This is a genomic window from Enterobacter sp. EC_50 (assembly GCF_019584525.1).
Lineage (GTDB): Bacteria > Pseudomonadota > Gammaproteobacteria > Enterobacterales > Enterobacteriaceae > Enterobacter > Enterobacter roggenkampii.
Window position 1 is genome coordinate 151,092 of sequence record NZ_VDAF01000006.1, and the last position, 18,518, is coordinate 169,609.

Annotated in this window: 16 protein-coding genes; 8 read left to right on the forward strand and 8 right to left on the reverse strand. The window is 55.9% G+C overall.

The features are described from left to right. Positions 1–154 precede the first annotated feature (154 nt). The 3 genes from zapG to degS all read left to right on the forward strand — a co-directional run bounded on the left by zapG (position 155) and on the right by degS (position 3,251). Entirely contained in the window at positions 155–553 is a 399-nt protein-coding gene (gene zapG, locus FHC48_RS07305; protein WP_008502832.1) for a Z-ring associated protein ZapG, read from the forward strand. Between the two features lie 171 nt (positions 554–724). Next, entirely contained in the window at positions 725–2,092 is a 1,368-nt protein-coding gene (gene degQ / locus FHC48_RS07310) for a serine endoprotease DegQ (protein ID WP_059363788.1), read from the forward strand. A 91-nt stretch (positions 2,093–2,183) separates the two neighbouring features. Beyond that, positions 2,184–3,251, forward strand: coding sequence for an outer membrane-stress sensor serine endopeptidase DegS (gene degS / locus FHC48_RS07315; RefSeq protein WP_008502834.1), 1,068 nt, complete (start codon positions 2,184–2,186; stop codon positions 3,249–3,251). Positions 3,252–3,307: 56 nt separating this feature from the next. Here the strand turns inward: degS and mdh are convergent, their stop codons facing one another. Continuing rightward, positions 3,308–4,246 (reverse strand): malate dehydrogenase, encoded by a 939-nt coding sequence (gene mdh / locus FHC48_RS07320; protein WP_008502835.1) that lies wholly within the window; start codon positions 4,244–4,246, stop codon positions 3,308–3,310. 397 nt (positions 4,247–4,643) lie between these two features. Between mdh and argR the strand changes: the two genes are divergently transcribed. The 3 genes from argR (at position 4,644) to yhcN (FHC48_RS07335) (ending at position 6,130) form a co-directional block, all read left to right on the forward strand. Continuing rightward, complete coding sequence (gene argR / locus FHC48_RS07325; protein WP_008502836.1) at positions 4,644–5,114, forward strand: transcriptional regulator ArgR; 471 nt, start codon at positions 4,644–4,646, stop codon at positions 5,112–5,114. 375 nt (positions 5,115–5,489) lie between these two features. Beyond that, positions 5,490–5,753 (forward strand): peroxide/acid stress response protein YhcN, encoded by a 264-nt coding sequence (gene yhcN, locus FHC48_RS07330; RefSeq protein WP_008502837.1) that lies wholly within the window; start codon positions 5,490–5,492, stop codon positions 5,751–5,753. Between the two features lie 110 nt (positions 5,754–5,863). After that, on the forward strand, positions 5,864–6,130 hold the full coding sequence (gene yhcN, locus FHC48_RS07335) for a peroxide/acid stress response protein YhcN (protein ID WP_008502838.1): 267 nt from the start codon (positions 5,864–5,866) through the stop codon (positions 6,128–6,130). Positions 6,131–6,191: 61 nt separating this feature from the next. On the opposite strand, the gene FHC48_RS07340 is transcribed toward yhcN (FHC48_RS07335), so the two are convergent. The 5 genes from FHC48_RS07340 to aaeX all read right to left on the reverse strand — a co-directional run bounded on the left by FHC48_RS07340 (position 6,192) and on the right by aaeX (position 11,171). After that, the gene (locus FHC48_RS07340) at positions 6,192–6,464 is read right to left on the reverse strand and encodes a barstar family protein (RefSeq protein ID WP_008502839.1); all 273 of its coding nucleotides are present in this window, start codon (positions 6,462–6,464) and stop codon (positions 6,192–6,194) included. 45 nt (positions 6,465–6,509) lie between these two features. Beyond that, a complete protein-coding gene (locus tag FHC48_RS07345) occupies positions 6,510–7,964 on the reverse strand; it encodes an NAD-dependent succinate-semialdehyde dehydrogenase (protein ID WP_008502840.1) in 1,455 nt (484 codons plus the stop codon). A gap of 90 nt (positions 7,965–8,054) precedes the next feature. Beyond that, on the reverse strand, positions 8,055–10,022 hold the full coding sequence (gene aaeB, locus FHC48_RS07350; RefSeq protein ID WP_008502841.1) for a p-hydroxybenzoic acid efflux pump subunit AaeB: 1,968 nt from the start codon (positions 10,020–10,022) through the stop codon (positions 8,055–8,057). A gap of 5 nt (positions 10,023–10,027) precedes the next feature. Next, a complete protein-coding gene (gene aaeA, locus FHC48_RS07355) occupies positions 10,028–10,960 on the reverse strand; it encodes a p-hydroxybenzoic acid efflux pump subunit AaeA (RefSeq protein ID WP_021242282.1) in 933 nt (310 codons plus the stop codon). A gap of 7 nt (positions 10,961–10,967) precedes the next feature. Continuing rightward, a complete protein-coding gene (gene aaeX, locus FHC48_RS07360) occupies positions 10,968–11,171 on the reverse strand; it encodes a p-hydroxybenzoic acid efflux pump operon protein AaeX (RefSeq protein ID WP_003860416.1) in 204 nt (67 codons plus the stop codon). Between the two features lie 179 nt (positions 11,172–11,350). On the opposite strand from aaeX, the gene aaeR reads away from it, so the two are divergent. Both aaeR and FHC48_RS07370 read left to right on the forward strand, forming a co-directional pair. Next, positions 11,351–12,277: an HTH-type transcriptional activator AaeR gene (aaeR, locus tag FHC48_RS07365; protein WP_008502843.1), complete on the forward strand. Its 927-nt coding sequence runs from the start codon at positions 11,351–11,353 to the stop codon at positions 12,275–12,277. A gap of 219 nt (positions 12,278–12,496) precedes the next feature. Then, entirely contained in the window at positions 12,497–13,111 is a 615-nt protein-coding gene (locus FHC48_RS07370) for a YagU family protein (RefSeq protein ID WP_058655008.1), read from the forward strand. Between the two features lie 46 nt (positions 13,112–13,157). Here the strand turns inward: FHC48_RS07370 and tldD are convergent, their stop codons facing one another. Together tldD and yhdP are read right to left on the reverse strand one after the other, a co-directional pair. Beyond that, positions 13,158–14,603 carry a metalloprotease TldD gene (gene tldD / locus FHC48_RS07375; protein ID WP_021242283.1) on the reverse strand — a complete coding sequence of 482 codons (1,446 nt, stop codon included), beginning with the start codon at positions 14,601–14,603 and terminating at the stop codon, positions 13,158–13,160. 84 nt (positions 14,604–14,687) lie between these two features. Beyond that, entirely contained in the window at positions 14,688–18,485 is a 3,798-nt protein-coding gene (gene yhdP / locus FHC48_RS07380; RefSeq protein WP_059362763.1) for an AsmA2 domain-containing protein YhdP, read from the reverse strand. Positions 18,486–18,518: the final 33 nt, after the last annotated feature.

Sequence of the window (18,518 nt, forward strand, 5' to 3'; positions counted from 1 at the left end):
GCAGACGTGACTGATGAAAAAAAGGCCGTTCTACACTACGCGATGATACGTCAGGATTCCACTTCTACGGAAATAGCGGTTATAGTGGCATTATCAGGCACAGGCAGGAGCCGAGCCAACACCCTACGGAACAACAAGACAACGGGAGAAGTTCATGACCTGGGAATATGCGCTAATCGGTTTAGTCGTCGGCATCGTCATCGGTGCTGTGGCCATGCGTTTCGGTAATCGCAAATTGCGTCAGCAGCAGTCACTGCAGTACGAACTGGAAAAGAACAAAGCCGAGCTGGAAGAGTATCGTGAAGAGCTGGTCAGCCATTTTGCCCGTAGCGCCGAGCTGCTGGACAACATGGCGACCGACTATCGTCAGCTGTATCAGCATATGGCAAAAAGCTCCAGCAGCCTGCTGCCGGAAATGACGGCGGAAACCAATCCGTTCCGCAACCGTCTGGCAGACTCTGAAGCCGGTAACGACCAGGCGCCTGTTCAGATGCCTCGCGACTATTCAGACGGCGCGTCCGGCCTGCTGCGCGGCGGTGTAAAACGCGATTAATCGCACAACCTGAATTTATTTTACGGGCGCAGCGATTGCGCCCGTCCTTTCTTCCTGACCCCAGCTATCATTTAGTTAAACACCTCATTGTTCAGCGGTTTAAAATTCAATAACATCAACGTGTTTTTGGGGCCGTTTTTCCTTTATTCCAGGTTACGAGAGTCAACATCGATGAAGAAAAAAAACCAGCTGTTGAGCGCTATCGCGTTAAGTGTCGGGTTATCTCTCTCGGCGTCCGTCCCTGTATTTGCCGCCCTTCCCTCCCAGGTGCCTGGCCAGGCGGCCATTCCAAGCCTCGCACCCATGCTGGAAAAAGTGTTGCCTGCGGTGGTCAGCGTTCAGGTTGAGGGCACGGCGGTACAAAGCCAACGCGTCCCTGAAGAACTGAAAAAATATTTTGGCGATGAGTCTCCCGACCAGCAGGCCCAGCCTTTTGAAGGTCTGGGTTCCGGCGTCATTATTGATGCGGCAAAAGGCTACATTCTGACTAACAATCATGTCATCAGCCAGGCCGATAAAATCAGCGTCCAGCTAAACGATGGCCGCGAATTTGATGCCAAACTGATTGGCGGTGATGACCAGAGCGACATTGCGCTGTTGCAGGTACAAAACCCGAGTAACCTGACCCAGATTGCCATCGCGGACTCCGACAAACTGCGCGTCGGTGATTTTGCCGTCGCCGTGGGTAACCCCTTTGGCTTAGGGCAAACCGCCACTTCCGGGATCGTCTCCGCGCTGGGACGCAGCGGCCTCAATCTGGAAGGGCTGGAAAACTTTATCCAGACCGATGCCTCAATCAACCGCGGGAACTCCGGCGGGGCGTTACTTAACCTTAACGGTGAGCTGATTGGGATCAACACAGCCATTCTGGCCCCGGGTGGCGGCAGCATCGGGATCGGTTTTGCGATTCCCAGCAATATGGCCAAAACCCTGGCGCAGCAGCTCATTCAGTTCGGCGAAATCAAACGCGGGCTGCTGGGTATTAAAGGTATGGAGATGAGCGCCGATATCGCCAAAGCGTTCAACATCAACGTACAGCGCGGGGCGTTTGTCAGTGAAGTGCTGCCTAACTCCGGCTCGGCAAAAGCAGGTATCAAATCGGGCGATGTGATCGTCAGCCTCAACGACAAGCCGCTGAGCAGCTTTGCCGAGCTGCGCTCGCGGATAGCGACCACCGAACCCGGCGCCAAAGTGAAGCTGGGTCTGATCCGTGACGGTAAGCCGCTGGACGTTGAAGTGACGCTGGATAAGAGCACCTCCTCCTCTGCCAGTGCGGAGCTGATCGCCCCGGCGCTGCAGGGTGCGGCGCTGAGCGATGGACAGCTGAAAGACGGTACGAAAGGCATTCGCATCGACACCGTTGAGAAGAGCAGCCCTGCCGCACAGGCCGGATTGCATCAGGAAGATGTGATCATTGGGGTAAACCGCAATCGCGTGCAGTCCATTGCCGAACTGCGCAAGGTGCTGGAGAGTAAACCGGCGGTTATTGCCCTGCAGGTCATGCGCGGCAATGAGTCTATCTATATTCTGTTGCGCTAAGCATTTGCGACCCGGACATCACCGCTGCGTGTGATGTCCGGATAACTCATGTTATGCTGCAAATCGTTCCTTTTTTAACGACACGCGCATCATGCTTTTAAAGCTCTTACGTTCTATTGTCATCGGTTTGATTGTCGCTGGCCTGCTGCTGCTGGCGCTGCCGTCTTTACGTCAGTTCAATAAACTGTCGGCCCCTCAGTTCGATAGCACGGATGAAACGCCGGCCACCTATAACCAGGCCGTTCGCCGTGCCGCACCTGCCGTAGTTAACGTCTATAACCGTGGCCTGAATACCTCAGCCCATAACCAGCTGGAGATCCGCACTCTCGGCTCCGGGGTAATCATGGACGAGCGCGGCTACATTATTACCAACAAGCACGTGATAAACGATGCCGACCAGATCATCGTCGCCCTACAGGATGGCCGCGTGTTTGAGGCATTACTCGTTGGCTCTGACAGCCTGACTGACCTCGCCGTCCTGAAGATTAACGCCACGGGCGGTTTGCCGGTCATCCCGATCAACCGTAAACGTACCCCGCATATTGGTGACGTCGTCCTGGCGATTGGTAACCCTTACAACCTGGGCCAGACCATCACCCAGGGGATTATCAGCGCGACCGGGCGTATTGGCCTCAACCCATCCGGGCGGCAGAACTTCCTGCAAACCGATGCCTCCATCAACCACGGTAACTCCGGCGGTGCGCTGGTCAACTCGCTGGGCGAACTGATGGGCATCAACACCCTCTCGTTCGATAAGAGTAACGACGGCGAGACGCCGGAAGGCATCGGCTTTGCCATTCCGTTCCAGCTGGCGACCAAAATTATGGATAAGCTGATCCGCGACGGACGCGTGATCCGCGGCTATATCGGTATCGGTGGCCGTGAAATTGCGCCGATGCATACCCAGGGTGGCGGGATCGATCAGATCCAGGGCATCGTGGTGAACGAGGTGGCGCCAGGGGGTCCGGCGGCCAACGCGGGGATTCAGGTCAATGACGTCATTGTGTCGGTTAACGGCACGCCGGCGGTTTCTGCGCTGGAGACGATGGACCAGGTGGCAGAAATTCGCCCGGGCTCTATCATCCCTGTTGAAGTCATGCGCAACGATAAGAAACTGACGCTGCAGGTCACCATTCAGGAATACCCGGCAACGAACTGACAGGCATAAAAAAACGGAGCGATAAGCTCCGTTTTTTTGCCGGGAGACGGTTCGTATTACTTGTTAACGAACTCTTCACCCAGGGTGATATCTTTCTTCAGCGTATCCAGCATGCCTTCCATCGCGTGTTGTTCAAACGCGCTCAGCGTACCAATGGATTTACGCTCTTCGATACCATTTTTGCCCAGCAGCAGCGGCTGAGAGAAGAAGCGAGCGTGTTCGCCATCGCCTTCAACGTAAGCGCATTCAACAACGCCTTTCTCGCCCTGCAGGGCGCGAACCAGCGACAGACCGAAACGTGCAGCCGCCTGGCCCATAGACAGGGTTGCAGAACCGCCACCCGCCTTCGCTTCCACCACTTCGGTGCCCGCGTTCTGGATGCGTTTAGTCAGGTCAGCCACTTCCTGCTCGGTGAAGCTCACGCCTGGGATCTGCGACAGCAGAGGCAGGATGGTAACGCCAGAGTGACCGCCGATGACCGGCACTTCCACTTCTGTTGGCTGTTTGCCCTTCAGCTCAGCAACAAAGGTGTTGGAGCGAATAATATCCAGCGTGGTTACGCCGAACAGTTTGTTTTTGTCGTAAACACCTGCTTTCTTCAGCACTTCTGCCGCGATAGCAACGGTGGTGTTCACCGGGTTAGTGATGATACCGATGCACGCTTTCGGGCACACTTCAGCAATCTGCTGCACCAGGTTTTTCACGATGCCCGCGTTGACGTTGAACAGGTCTGAACGATCCATGCCTGGCTTACGCGCCACGCCTGCAGAAATCAGCACCACGTCGGCACCCTGCAGAGCAGGACGCGCATCTTCACCGGAGAAGCCTTTGATTTTTACAGCAGTTGGGATGTGGCTCAGGTCAACCGCCACACCTGGGGTTACCGGAGCAATATCGTACAGGGAGAGTTCTGAGCCTGAAGGCAGTTGGGTTTTCAGTAGTAGGGCAAGCGCCTGGCCGATACCACCAGCAGCGCCGAGGACTGCGACTTTCATCCTAAACTCCTTATTATGGTTAACTTAAGTATCTGTAAATCCGTTGCGGCGACCATAATTCAGCAAGTGTTTAATTACAATTTTCGTAGCTAAAGAATTTGAGGTCGCGCGACTTTATCTCTCTTCAGAAGGCTATCTGACGACAGACGGCAACGAATTAAGAGGTGGTTACAATACACCCTGCCCCGCCACCAAAACAACATCATTTTGATAACATTTAATTTACTTTTAAGCTTATTTGCGCGGCGTGACCCAGGCATGTTTTCTGATAACGAATTCTGATAAAATCACTCCCTTTCATAACATTATTTCAGCCTCGCGCTGAGTAGATAATTTGCATAAAAATTCATCCACATGCATAATAATGTTGTTTCTATCGTCATATTCCGGGTGACTTATGCGAAGCTCGTCTAAGCAAGAAGAATTAGTAAAGGCGTTTAAAGCGCTGCTTAAAGAAGAGAAATTCAGTTCTCAGGGAGAAATTGTTCAGGCGCTGCAGGAACAGGGCTTCGACAACATCAATCAGTCGAAGGTCTCCCGCATGTTAACGAAATTTGGCGCGGTACGTACCCGTAACGCCAAGATGGAGATGGTCTATTGCCTGCCGGCTGAACTTGGCGTGCCGACCACCTCCAGCCCGCTCAAGAATCTGGTTCTAGATATCGACTACAACGATGCCGTTGTGGTGATCCACACAAGCCCAGGTGCCGCACAGCTGATTGCCCGCATGCTGGACTCATTGGGTAAAACGGAAGGTATCCTCGGGACTATCGCCGGTGATGACACCATCTTTACCACGCCAGCCAGCGGTTTCTCCGTTAAAGATCTCCACGAAGCGATTCTGGTTCTGTTCGAACAGGAACTCTAATCCCCTTTCCCCGTGGCGCCGCTGCGGGGAACGTTCTGCTTCCACACCGTTTCCCCCTCTTTTTCACTGCCTCTGCCTTTGACAAATAGTGCTTTTTACCACCCATTAACATTCACCTGGTGAATGCTAAATCAAAAAATCGCACAAAAAATCAAAAGCTGATATCCATATGATTTCATTAGATATAACCAACTAAAATGTGCAAAAAACACCCAATATTATGCAATTTGGTTATAAAAAAAAAGACTGGTTAACACGTAATAACAATAGAAACCATTAGTCTGGTATTAATTTTTTCCGTTATTAGTGTATACTTGATTTTGTGATGAGGGTCACGAAACAAGACCCCACTAAAAATTCGACGAGGTAAGAATCATGAAAATCAAATCAACTGTAGCGGCGCTGAGCGTCCTGTCTGTCCTGTCATTCGGTGCCTTCGCGGCTGACGCTATCAATGCTGACCAGGCGCAATCCCGCCAGGCCATCGGTACGGTTTCTGTCGGCGCGGTCGGCACATCGCCAATGGACATGCATGAGATGCTGAACAAAAAAGCGGAAGAAAAGGGTGCGTCATCCTATCGCATCATCGAAGCGCGCTCTGGCGCACACTGGCACGCCACCGCTGAGCTGTACAAATAAGTTTTAGTAATAACTGAACACGTAAATCTCCACTCAACGGCACCAGGCATAAAAATAGCGGTTCAACCCTTCTCGCCGTTGAGCAAAAACCCTATTCAGGAGTAAAGACTATGAAAACCAAATTGATCATCGCAACCCTCGGTCTGGCATCTGTTCTCTCTTTCGGCGCAAGCGCAGCCGTACAGCAGGTGAATGCCGACCAGGCACAAAATCTGCAGCCTATGGGCAGCATCTCCGTGACGTCTGTTACCGGCTCTCCGATGGATATCCGTCATGAACTGGCTGCCAAAGCTGAAAAAGCAGGTGCCAGCAGCTATCGCGTCACCGAACTGAATCAGGGTGACCACTGGCATGCAACTGCAGAACTGTATAAATAAACCCTCGTCGTATCTCATCATACGACTTGCCCCTGGCCTGATGGCCAGGGGCTTTTTTCATTCAGTGCCGCGCGTTAAAACGCAGCTGCCCTTCCAGCTCTTCTTCCGCTTCATCGAACAGTAATATCAGTGCGCCAAAGCGTCTGCGCAGCTTATCGGGCAAATGGATGAACTCAATTTCCAGCGGTAGCGGCAGGAGACTCCCGGTCACCACGTCCCACAGCGTATCCAGATTCGTCACGCTTTCCCGTTCAAGATCAAACACCCGGATAAATTCGCGGTAGAAGTCTTCCTGACTGTCGATCTCGTCAAAATCAAAGGTATAGGTTTTCATTGCCAGCCACCCAGTCCAGGCGAGCGGCAGATGCCGCCCTGTCTATTATAATCCCCCAATGTGAAGGGTTTTCACTTCCAGATACTCTTCCAGGCCCAGCACGGAGCCCTCACGACCCAGGCCTGACTCCTTCACGCCACCAAAGGGCCCCAGTTCCGTGGAGACGGCACACTCGTTAATACCAATCATCCCGCTCTCGATCGCCTGCGAAACGCGGAAAACACGTGAGAGATTCTGGGTATAGAAGTAAGCCGCCAGCCCGTAGGGCGTATTGTTGGCACGCTGGATAACTTCATCTTCCGAGGTGAAACGGAAACACGCCGCAACCGGGCCAAACGTCTCCTCCTCTGCCAGCTTCATGCCTTCATGGCAGTCGCCCAGCACGGTTGGCATCCAGAAATTCCCGCCAAGCGGATGGGGCTTACCCCCTGCCAGTACGGTTGCCCCCCGTGAGACGGCATCGTCGACATGCTCACGCACCTTGTCGACCGCAGCAGATTCAATCAGCGGCCCGACAACAACGCCCTCGTCAAGGCCATTCCCCACCTTGAGCGCCTTCACGGCATCGGCAAGTTTATTCACAAACTTGTCGTAGACGGTTTCCTGAATATAAAAACGGTTCACGCTGACGCAGACCTGCCCGGCATTGCGGAACTTGTTGGCAATCGCCCCCTTCACCGCCGCGTCGATATCTGCATCCTCAAAAACGATATACGGGGCATTTCCCCCCAGCTCCATCGAGACTTTTTTCATGGTTTCGGCAGCATTACGCACCAGCGTTTTGCCGACGGAGGTCGAGCCGGTAAAGGAGATTTTACGCACGTCTCGGCTTGCCATAATCGCATCGCTGATTTCATGGGTATTCCCGGCCACGGCGTTGAGCACGCCGTCGGGTACGCCGGCCTGTTTTGCCAGGGTGAGCAGCGCAAAGGCACTGAGCGGCGTGTTATTGGCCGGTTTGATCACTCCGGTGCACCCCGCAGCCAGCGCCGGGCCTAATTTGCGGGTGAGCATGGCCATTGGGAAGTTCCACGGCGTTATCGCCGCCACCACGCCTATGGGTTCGCGGGTCGCCAGAATGCGCGAGCCGGGTTTGATCGGCGGAATAATTTCACCGTTGGCGCGCTTGGCCTCTTCGGCAAACCACTGGATAAAGCTGGCAGCGTACTCCACCTCACCTTCCGCTTCTTTCAGCGGCTTGCCCTGCTCGGTGGTCATTAACTGCCCGAGCCAGCTTTTATTCTCAATAATCAGTTCGTACCAGCGATAAAGAATCGCCGAGCGCTCTTTCGCGGTTTTGGCACGCCAGGCCGGGAAGGCTTTGGTGGCCGCTGCGATAGCCTCTTCGGTTTGTGCTTTACCCGCTTTCGCGACTTTCGCGATGACTTCCCCGGTAGCGGGGTTAAGCACATCGAAGGTCGTGTCCAGCGTTTTCCAGATCCCGTTGACCAGATAACCAGTCTGAAAAAGGATGTGATCCTGAAGCGCCTGGGTCGTCATGTGTCCTCCCTTCCTGAAATGTAAGAACGTGCTGGAATAAGTATAGCCACAAAAAAACCGACGCTTTTGGCGTCGGTTTTTTTACTTCAGTCAGCTATCAGTGAGGGCATTCTGGTAGCGATGCAGCATCAACACCAGCCGTCCTACCGGCTCGGTCACCTGAGGCGGCGCTTCCCAGGTTTTAAGCTTCTCCTGGTAGATATCAAGCTCTGCAAGCAGCTGCGTAAAGTAGCGACGTCGTTTGTCATCACTGCTGGCAGAAAGCACGTGGTCCGCGGTACGACGCAGCTGGCGGTGCCAGGCCGACAGATCGTCGTTGATCGGCACCGGCGCATTGCGCAGACGCTGGTGTGCAATGATCATGGTCAGCGCCAGGCGGAACTTCGCAATGTCGCCCGGGAACTTGTTCAGCAGTAAAAACAGCTGCTGGTAGAGCGCGGGCAGGTGGTTCTCTTTACGGCGCGCGGTGTTGGTTGTCATCGACGACACGGCGGCCGACACAAACTGGTTCAACAGCACGCGGCCCGTTCTTGCCTGCGAATTATCGCGGACCAGCAGAATCACCATCATCGCCAGGAAACAGCCCACCAGCTGACCTAACGCGCTGTCGAGGAACTGGCTGAAATGGAAGGTCATCGGGTTATCCAGCACGATGATGTTAATCGTACTCGCCAACGCCCCCAGCGATCCCAGACGCCGCTTTTGCACTTCTATACCGATAAAGAACGCCATCACTGCCAGGCTAATACAGAGCAGCAGCATGCTCTGCTGCGTCGACGGGATGATGACCAGAAAATAGAGCGCGCCGATCGGCAGGGCGGCAAGGGTGCCGTACAGGAAATCGATGGCGACCATACGCGGGTTAGGCAGACGCATCGCCAGTGCGGTCACGACGGCAATCATCACCATCGCGCCGCTGCCGGACGTCCAGCCCGTCCACAGCCAGAACAGCGTGCCGAGCATACAGGCAAGCGTCGTACGCCAGAAGTTGACCATCGCGTGATGGCGCTCGGCGGATTCCGGCTTGATCACCACTTCGCCCTGCAGTACCTCTTCTTCCGCCGCGCTGATTTTGGTATTCCCGATCACGCCGCGTTTCAGCAGCAGGTAGCGCGTCGCGGCGCCGACCCAGGTGTAGATCGTTACCGGCGTGTCACGTTCCCCTGTCCAGGCAATAACCCTGCGCATACGCTTAAGCTGCTTGTGCACGTCCTGCACCGTTTCCACTGGCTCAGCGAACAGTTCGCGGAACGTATCGGTGACCACTTCCGGGCGCGTGTTCTGAATCAGGTAGGTTTCACATGCCTGGGTAATCAGCGTTAACGAGACCGTATTAAGGGCTTTCAGACGACGGTTAGCGCGAGCCCAGCGTGACGACTCCATATTGAGATTGCTGCGCATCCCTTCCAGCGCCTGCGTGCGGCGAACCAGCCCGCTCCAGGCTTTATCCACCTCTTCGCTGTCGCCGTGTTTAATGCAGAGCTGCATCAGCTGGTACTGGGCGACAATCAGCGCATCAAGCTCACGGTCGACTTCCTGCTTGATGGAGCGCGGGGAGAACAGCAGGTCCGCGACAATTGCACTCACGATACCAATGACAATCTCACTGCATCGCTCCACCGCAAACTGCGGAGCCAGCAGCGGCTCGGACTGGATGGTGATGATAATAATCAGCGCGGTATAGCCCGCCAGACCCCAGGCATAGGAGTTCTCCACTTTCACCAGGGATGAGATCCAGGTGCAGAAGCCCGCCCAGATACAGCACACCATCAGCATCAGCAGCGGCGTGCGGATCATCAGGATAATAATGGTGAGCGCCGCGATACAGCCGATGAACGTCCCGATGATACGCAGCATTCCGCGATAGCGGATCGCGCCTGAATAGGGTTCCCCACCCGCGGCAAAGGCGGGACCCGCCGCGACAATCGCGGCCGTCAGCACTGCCCAGCGCGGGGTTTCAAGCTGGAAGTGAAAGCCAACAAACAGCGCCAGCACAATGGCACACGCCAGCTTCACGGCGAAGCGAATGTGCTGGCTGGCGATGGAAAAGATGCCCATAGCGATTAACCAAACTCGCGCAGACGATGGGCGATTTTACGGAAGAACGAGTCCTGGCTGGCATCCCGATCTTTCTCACCGGTAATCACCACCGTCGCCGTGGTACCCGCAGGCCACAGATTGCCCTGCTGTTCATCCAGGTGGATACGGACCGGCACGCGCTGGGCCAGACGCACCCACTCGAGGTTGGAATCCACCGTTGCCATCCCTTTTGCATCACGCGAACTGCTGGAGTTGGTGACCCCTGCGGCGACGCTGTCGACGGTACCTTTAAAGACGCGGTTGCTGCCCAGCGGCGTGATTTCTGCCCGATAGCCGGGACGTACGCCTTCCAGCTTGGTCTCTTCCATATAGGCGAGTACATAGAAAGAGTTCTGTTTCACCAGCGCCACGGCGGTTGAGCCACGGGTAATGAATTCCCCGGCATAGACGTTAAGGTTGGTCACCCAGCCATCAGACGGCGCGCGGATCACGGTACGCTCCAGATCGAGCTTCGCCAGATCGCGCGTTGCTTCTGCTTTCGCCAGCTGGTGCAGCACGGTTTGCAGCACGTTGTTGGACTGGTCAATCTCTTCACGGGACATTGCCTGAACGCCAAGCTGATTACGGCGGCCCGCCTCACGGCGTTTCTCCGCAGCCAGCGCCTGGTAATAGGCCACGTCCGCTTCCGCCTCTTCCAGCGCTTTCTGGTAACGAGGCTGGTCGATGGTGAACAGAACCTGATCTTTTTTCACCAGCTGGTTATCGTGAACGTTAACCGCCGTGATAAGACCGGCCACGTCAGGGGCGATGGCCACCACATCGGCGCTGAAGCGTGCATCACGCGTCCACGGTGATTCGGTGTAATAGACCCAGGCGCGGAAAATGGCAATGAAGGCGAGGATAACCAGCGCCATGGTGATGGCAGTGCGGGAGATTTTTCTTGTTAGCGTTTTCACATCAACCTCAGACAAACATGCGCGATATCAGGTAAAACAGGCAGCAATACAGCGCGGTATTGAACAATGCAGGGTGCCAGACGAAATCGTAGATCCCGGTAGGGACCAGCACCTTGCGCACCAGCCAGAAGATCGCCAGTGATAAAAGAAGCTCGAAAAATATCGGTGGGAACGACAGACCGAACACCACGATAACGGGAAACAGACTCATGTTGACCTTGATAAGAGAGAGTGCAGGCTTCAGAATTTTTTAGCGCACGCCACCGCAGGAGAGCAAGAAACGCCGGGCGAGAATGGCGCAGCCGTTATGTAATTAATAATATATTAACGTAACTGTTATGCTGTTATCTATAATATGTGATCTAAATCACTTTTAAGCCAGAGTGAACAATGGAACGTTTAAAACGCATGTCAGTCTTCGCCAAAGTGGTTGAACTGGGCTCCTTTACCGCCGCTGCACGCCAGCTTCAGATGAGCGTCTCCTCTATCAGCCAGACGGTGTCCAAACTGGAAGATGAGCTTCAGGTCAAGCTGCTCAACCGCAGTACCCGCAGCATTGGTCTGACGGAAGCGGGTAAAATTTACTATCAGGGCTGTCGTCGCATGCTTCTGGAAGTGCGGGATGTTCACGAACAGCTCTACGCCTTCAACAACACCCCCATCGGCACGCTGCGCATCGGATGTTCTTCAACTATGGCACAAAATGTTCTCGCTGCCATGACGGCGGATATGCTGAAAGAGTACCCCGGGCTTACCGTCAATCTGGTGACGGGTATCCCGGCGCCGGATCTGATTGCCGACGGCCTGGACGTGGTGATCCGCGTCGGCGCGCTTCAGGATTCCAGCCTATTCTCGCGTCGGCTGGGCAGCATGCCGATGGTCGTCTGCGCTTCGAAGAGCTATCTGGCCCAGTACGGTGTGCCGGAGAAACCCGCCGATCTCACCAACCACTCGTGGCTGGAGTACAGCGTGCGGCCCGACAATGAATTTGAGCTGATTGCCCCGGAAGGGATCTCCACCAAACTGCTGCCGGAGGGGCGGTTTGTCACTAACGACCCCATGACCATTTCGCGCTGGCTGGTGGCTGGCGCCGGGATCGCCTACGTACCGCTGATGTGGGTGATCAACGAAATCAACAGCGGCGTGCTGGAGATCCTCTTCCCGCGTTACCAATCCGATCCGCGTCCGGTGTACGCCCTGTATACCGAAAAAGACAAGCTCCCGCTGAAAGTCCAGGTGTGTATTAACTATCTGACCGAGTATTTTGTGGACGTGGCGGAGCTGTTTCAGGGGATGCGGGGAAGACGAAAGGAATAATCCATTTATTCCAGAACGTATAGGACCGATGAATATTCCCAGGATGAATCCCGTATTCATTCAGGAATATTCCTTCGCCACTATCAGGAATAGCTAATTGACACTACCGCCATCAGCCCATTACTTTATATGCAGTCTGCTCGTCAGACTGTTATTAATTTGTTGCTGATATGAATAATAAAATGTATTTCGCAGGATGACGTTAAACAAGGAAAAGAAATGAATCTATTTGAACAAACACCGCCTTCACGCAGGCGCTATGGACTCGCCGCGTTCATCGGTTTAATTGCAGGGATCGTCTCCGCTTTTGTCAAATGGGGAGCCGAAGTGCCGCTTCCGCCACGCAGCCCTGCCGACTTATTCACCGGCGCATGCGGACCTGAGCACTTAATAAGAGCCGCAGGTCAGATCGACTGCTCCCGCAATTTTTTAAACCCTCCCTATGTATTTTTACGTGACTGGCTTGGCGTTGTCGATCCTAACGCAGCAGTTTATACATTTGCCGGACATATATTTAACTGGGTCGGCGTAACGCATATTATTTTCTCCATCGTCTTCGCTGTTGGCTATTGTGTCGTGGCTGAAGTCTTCCCGAAAATTAAACTCTGGCAGGGTTTGCTGGCAGGTGCGTTAGCTCAGCTCTTTGTGCATATGATCTCCTTCCCGCTGATGGGGTTGACGCCACCGCTGTTTGAGCTGCCGTGGTATGAACACGTGTCAGAGATCGTGGGCCATCTGGTCTGGTTCTGGTCGATCGAAATTATTCGTCGTGACTTGCGTAACCGCATCACTCACGAGCCGGATCCGGAGATTACGCTGGGTAACTTACGTTAAAAAAAAGGCGCTACATCTGTAGCGCCTTTTTTTATGTTTGCTCAGGTCAGGCTGTGCCGCCCACCGTCAGGTTGTCTACTTTCAGCGTTGGCTGGCCCACGCCCACCGGCAGGCTCTGGCCCTCTTTACCGCAGACGCCCACGCCGTTATCCAGCTTCAGATCGTTACCGACCATGGAGATCTGCTGCATGGCTTCAATACCGGAGCCGATCAGCGTTGCACCTTTCACCGCTTTGGTCACTTTGCCCTTCTCGATCAGGTACGCTTCTGAGGTTGAGAAGACAAACTTACCGGAGGTGATATCCACCTGGCCGCCGCCAAAGTTAGGCGCAAAGATACCGTAATCAACGGATTCGATAATCTCCTGCGGCGTGGATTTGCCCGGCAGCATGTAGGTATTGGTCATGCGCGGCATCGGCAGGTGCGCGTAGGACTCACGACGGCCGTTACCCGTTGGCGCAACGCCCATCAGGCGCGCGTTGAGTTTGTCCTGCATGTAGCCTTTCAGCACGCCGTTTTCGATCAGCACGTTGTACTGGCCGGGCGTACCTTCATCGTCGATAGCGACCGAGCCGCGACGATCGCGCATGGTGCCATCATCCACCACGGTGCACAGTTCAGAGGAGACAAGTTGACCAATCTGACCGCTGAATACCGACGTTCCGCGACGGTTAAAGTCGCCTTCCAGACCATGGCCCACCGCCTCATGCAGCAGCACGCCCGGCCAGCCGGCACCCAGCACCACCGGGAATGAACCCGCCGGCGCCGCGACGGCATTCAGATTCACCAGCGCCATGCGCACGGCTTCTTTTGCCCACGCGTCAGCGCGCGCTTCACCGTCAACGTCGCCCAGGAACCAGTCATAGCCAAAACGACCGCCGCCGCCGCTTGAACCGCGCTCGCGTTTGCCGTCCTCATCAACCTGCACGCTGATAGAGAGACGCACCAGCGGACGGACATCTGCCGCCAGGGTACCGTCCGTTGCCGCCACCAGAATCAGTTCATACACACCGCTCAGGCTGGCTGAAACTTCCTGCACGCGTTTATCTGCCGCGCGCGCCACTTTGTCCACGCGGCGCAGGATATCCAGCTTCTCTTCACGGCTCATGCTCTGGAGCGGATCGATGCTGGTATAGAGCGCAGAGTGCTGCACTTCTCCCAGGGTTTTCACGCGACCATCGCCGGTATCACGCACAATGGTGCGCGCGGCCTGCGCGCTCTGCTCAAGTGCGGCGAGGCTAATCTGATCGGCATAAGCAAAACCGGTTTTCTCCCCGCTGACGGCGCGGACGCCAACGCCCTGGTCGATGTTATAAGAGCCATCTTTAATGATGCTGTCTTCTAAAACCCAGGATTCGTGATAGCTCGACTGGAAATAAAGGTCGCCGTAGTCGAGACGGCGTTCGGTCAGTTGGCCAAGAATGGAGAACAGGTCCTGATGATTCAGGCCGTTCGCTGCGAGCAAATGTTCACTTACCAGGTTCAGACTCATCGTATTGCTACTCGTTCGTTGCCGCCCGTGGCGGTATAAAGATCGTATTTATTGAGAGTGAGGCAATTACCTGCCCACGTCAAATCATTGCTGTGCATCTTTGCGCGGCTGGCGCAGCACCTCATTAATCTGCGGTTTATCGACCGGACCGGTAATGCGGTAGCGCAGAATGGAGACCTTGCTCCACAGCGGCCCCAGCACTTTGCTGGCGGCAAACACCGCCGCACCGACAATCGGGTTCACCACGAAGGCCGCCGCAACGCCCACGCTCGCGGAAATTTCCGGCGCCACCACGGCTTCCATATCCAGCTCGCGGCGCACGAGGTTGACCGAGCCTTTCATGGCGATATCCGCTTCCAGGCCATCCACCAGCGTATCGTCCGTATGCAGAACGCCGTCCTTGATCCACGCCGTACTGCGGATGGAATCGTAGTAGAACCCTTCGCTGAAGGTATCGCTGAAATCGAAGCGCAGCTTGCGCAGCAGCGCATCAAAACTCAGCAGGCGCAGGATCTGCCCGGCGCGCCCCGTGCTCACGTCGGCGATTTCACCTTTGCCGAAGCGGGTTTTCAGAATGCCGTTCAGAGAGGCCTCATCCGGCTTCCACGGGGCGTCGCGCCAGTGAAGATCGTAATCGACGTCAAATGACGAACCGCGCAGCGGCGTGCTGATGCCAAAGAAATTGGCTGCCGCATCCAGTTTGTTGCCTTTAATGTCGCCCTTGAGGGACGTTCGCTGCTCGCCCGGATTATTCACCCATTCCCCGCCTGCCGTCATGCGGCCAAAGCCAGTGTCGATCAATCCTCCGGTGAGCGTAAGCGTATTTCCCTGAATGGCAAAATCACCGTCGATACGGCCATATTTCTGTCCCCACAGCCAGCACTCCGCGCAGCGCAGCTGGAGATCGGGCCAGCCGCTAAAATCGACGCGGGAGGTTTGACTCAGCGGCGAGGTATCCGCCGGTTTATCTTTACTCGCGGCGGCCGGGTTGTAGTAGAGATAGCGGATCGCCGCCTGCCACGGCGCGTGATTGCGCATGGTCAGCGTGCCGTTGATCTCCCGGCCCTGGGCCTCCACTTTCGTACCGTTAGCAGCGGGCTGCGAGACAATACTCAGGTTGTTCCACTGCTGCCCACCCAGCATCAGCGACGGCGTGCGTACGGTAATGGTTTGCGGGAACTGGGCGGTTTCATCAACGTTTTGCCCAACGCCTTTCTGGAACAACGCCAGCCACTCTGCACCGTCCATCGGCGGCAGATTCAGCTCAACGCCCGTCTGCTCTGGCAGCGGCGGCGTGGAGCGGCTATCCGTCGTCCAGATGGCCCTGTCGAGAGTGAGCTTGCGGTTAAGCAGCCAGCGGCTGTTGAAGTGGTTCGTCCCGCCCGCGTTTCCGGTCAGCGCGAAGCTGTTCAGGTTGCCCTCGACGTTCAGCTTCACCGGCAGCGGCTGTCCGGCCTGTTTATCCAGCGGCGCAGGCAGCTGGCTTCGAAGATTCTTCAGATCCCCCGTGATGTCGACCTTGTACTGGGCACCCGCGTGATAAGGCAGGTCGATTGCCACTTTACCCTGCCAGGCGACCGCCCCCTCCACCGACGCCTCAATCGGCTTCGGCAGGACATCCATTCGCGCTGGCTGCCAGTTACCGTCCAGATTGACGGCCACCTGATACGCCTTTTCACCCTCTGTGGTCGTGAAGTCGATATTCACGGGCTGATTAAACCAGCTGGCGGTCAGCGGCTCGCTCTTCAGGTTACCGTTCTCAAAGCTGAACTGCCCGCTGAGATTTTTCAGGGTGCTCTCAAGGGGTTTAATGTACAGACTGTTGTTCTTCAGACGGACGTCGCCTTTCGCGGTGGTCATCTCACCGTCCAGCGGGATATCAAGATGTAAGCGAGCATTCACATCGCCATCAAGCTGCAGCTGCTGAAGCGTCGCCGCCAGCGACTCTTTCAGGGGGGTCTCCTCAAAGTACGGTCCCACCGCCTTGCCGGGACCGTTGATGTCGGCATCAATCAGCAGCTTCTCTTTTGAGTAGTCTGGAATGTTGGCCGTCAGGTTGCTGGCCGTCACGCCGCCCAGCGCCACGCTGTCGGACTTCATCCACAGGCCGTCATTGAGGAAGTTAAGTTCGATATCCAGGTTTTTCAGCGCGGGCCAGCCCGGCAGGAACGCGAAGGTGGCGTCATGCAGCGGCACCAGCACCTGGAACTGACCTTCATTATGTTTGTACGGGAACAGATGGGGGTTACCGCCGTAGACCAGCGTGGCGTTTTCCGCCTGACCGCCCTGAATTGCGCCGCTCAGATAGTCGACCAGCGCTTTACCCATCAGGTTTTCCGGGAAATAGCGCCAGGCCTGCGAGCCATCATCGGTACTGATTCCGGCCAGAATACCCAGCCACGGCTCGTCCCCCTGCGGTTGCAGATAGCGGAAGTCACCCCGCGCGTGTACCGCTTTGGCTTTGACGTCGATATGGCGACCATCGAGCTGGAAGCCCTTATCGTTACGGAGCCAGTTAAGCACTGCGTTGCCCTGTTCGATTTCCAGCGGTGCGCGGAAGACCGTCTCGTACGGCATTCTGGCGTCGTGCATATCAACCGTCAGCCTGCCGTTCTCCACGCTGCCTTCCAGCTTGCCGCTAAAGTGCTCCGCACCCGGCAGCAGCTTCCACTGCTTCCAGGCAAGATCTTTCCATGTTGCCTGGAAACGGGTTTTTTCCGTCGCCTGAAGCGGGATATCCAGCGCCAGAGAATCGATCTTTCCGCTCGGCTGCGTAGCCAGCCAGATCTCGCCCAGGTCTGGAGAGAGCTTTGCCACCATTGAGCGCAGCCCTTCAATGGCGGCCAAATCCAGGTTGCTGGCGCGGATGCGCAGCTCGTCGCTGCGTTTACTGGCCGTGCCGCCAACGTCCTGCTCCGGCATCCAGGCCAGCGTCAGCGCACCGCGCGGCCACGGCTTGCCGTCCATCGCGATCCGCGTATCGGGAATGGCAAACTGCCAGCCCTCTTTCTCCTGCGTCACGTGGGCGGTGAGGTTATCGACGGAAAGCTGATGCTGTTGTTTTTCGCCTTTCCAGCTCGCGCCCCCCTGCTTGAGCCAGATATCACCGCTGGCAAATTCGCCTTTCGTCAGGGTCAGCCAGCCTTCAAGGCTGAATCGGGCCGTTTCCAGCTGCATATTCTGCTGGAGCCAGTCGCCCAGCCACGGTTTGACGTCCACATCGTCGGCCTGCAGCCAGACTTTGCCGTTATTTAGCAGGCCGTCATCGTCACGCAGATCCATGCGCACCTGCATCACGCCGTGCTGACCGTTCAGGCTGGAGAGACTCACCTGCCCCTCAGCGCGGTGCCGGTTCCTGCCGTTGAGCCAGGTCAGCTGGGGGATCGCCAGTTCCGCGCGCTGGCCGGAAAGGGTAATAAAGCTCACTTCGCTGTCGCGCAGATCGAAATGATCGAACTGGCGCAGGAAAAGATCGCTAAAACGGTTGGCCTCAAGCCCCTGGCTGCTGTCGCCGCCCGAGATGGGCGTATTGGTCAGAAACTGGAGCTGATAAAAGGTAAGATCGCGAAACTGCCAGCGCAGATGCAGCAGGCTTTGCCAGACGTCCAGCGCCAGGGTCACGCGTTTGATTTTGAGGTGGCCGCCATCTTTCAGGCTGGCGTTGATATCCCGCACATCGAGCGTCGGGCCAAAATTCTGCCAGCTGGCGCTTACCTGGCTGACGTTCACCGGCACGCCGGTGGTGGATTCGATTTTTGCCAGCAGCTGCGGACGCCAGCTGTCCAGATGCGGTAAAACGAGGCGTAGCCCGCTCACGAGCAACGCGACAATCACGACCAGCGTTGCCCCTGTAAGCAATAAAATCCCCGGCAATCGCCTCACGCATCTCTCCTTGTCAGCTTTGGTCACGCAGCG

Coding starts and splice junctions, on each gene's coding strand:
- zapG (WP_008502832.1), top strand. CDS start 155: ATGACCTGGGAATATGCGCTAATCGGTTTAGTCGTCGGCATCGTCATC.
- degQ (WP_059363788.1), top strand. CDS start 725: ATGAAGAAAAAAAACCAGCTGTTGAGCGCTATCGCGTTAAGTGTCGGG.
- degS (WP_008502834.1), top strand. CDS start 2,184: ATGCTTTTAAAGCTCTTACGTTCTATTGTCATCGGTTTGATTGTCGCT.
- mdh (WP_008502835.1), bottom strand. CDS start 4,246: ATGAAAGTCGCAGTCCTCGGCGCTGCTGGTGGTATCGGCCAGGCGCTT.
- argR (WP_008502836.1), top strand. CDS start 4,644: ATGCGAAGCTCGTCTAAGCAAGAAGAATTAGTAAAGGCGTTTAAAGCG.
- yhcN (WP_008502837.1), top strand. CDS start 5,490: ATGAAAATCAAATCAACTGTAGCGGCGCTGAGCGTCCTGTCTGTCCTG.
- yhcN (WP_008502838.1), top strand. CDS start 5,864: ATGAAAACCAAATTGATCATCGCAACCCTCGGTCTGGCATCTGTTCTC.
- FHC48_RS07340 (WP_008502839.1), bottom strand. CDS start 6,464: ATGAAAACCTATACCTTTGATTTTGACGAGATCGACAGTCAGGAAGAC.
- FHC48_RS07345 (WP_008502840.1), bottom strand. CDS start 7,964: ATGACGACCCAGGCGCTTCAGGATCACATCCTTTTTCAGACTGGTTAT.
- aaeB (WP_008502841.1), bottom strand. CDS start 10,022: ATGGGCATCTTTTCCATCGCCAGCCAGCACATTCGCTTCGCCGTGAAG.
- aaeX (WP_003860416.1), bottom strand. CDS start 11,171: ATGAGTCTGTTTCCCGTTATCGTGGTGTTCGGTCTGTCGTTCCCACCG.
- aaeR (WP_008502843.1), top strand. CDS start 11,351: ATGGAACGTTTAAAACGCATGTCAGTCTTCGCCAAAGTGGTTGAACTG.
- FHC48_RS07370 (WP_058655008.1), top strand. CDS start 12,497: ATGAATCTATTTGAACAAACACCGCCTTCACGCAGGCGCTATGGACTC.
- tldD (WP_021242283.1), bottom strand. CDS start 14,603: ATGAGTCTGAACCTGGTAAGTGAACATTTGCTCGCAGCGAACGGCCTG.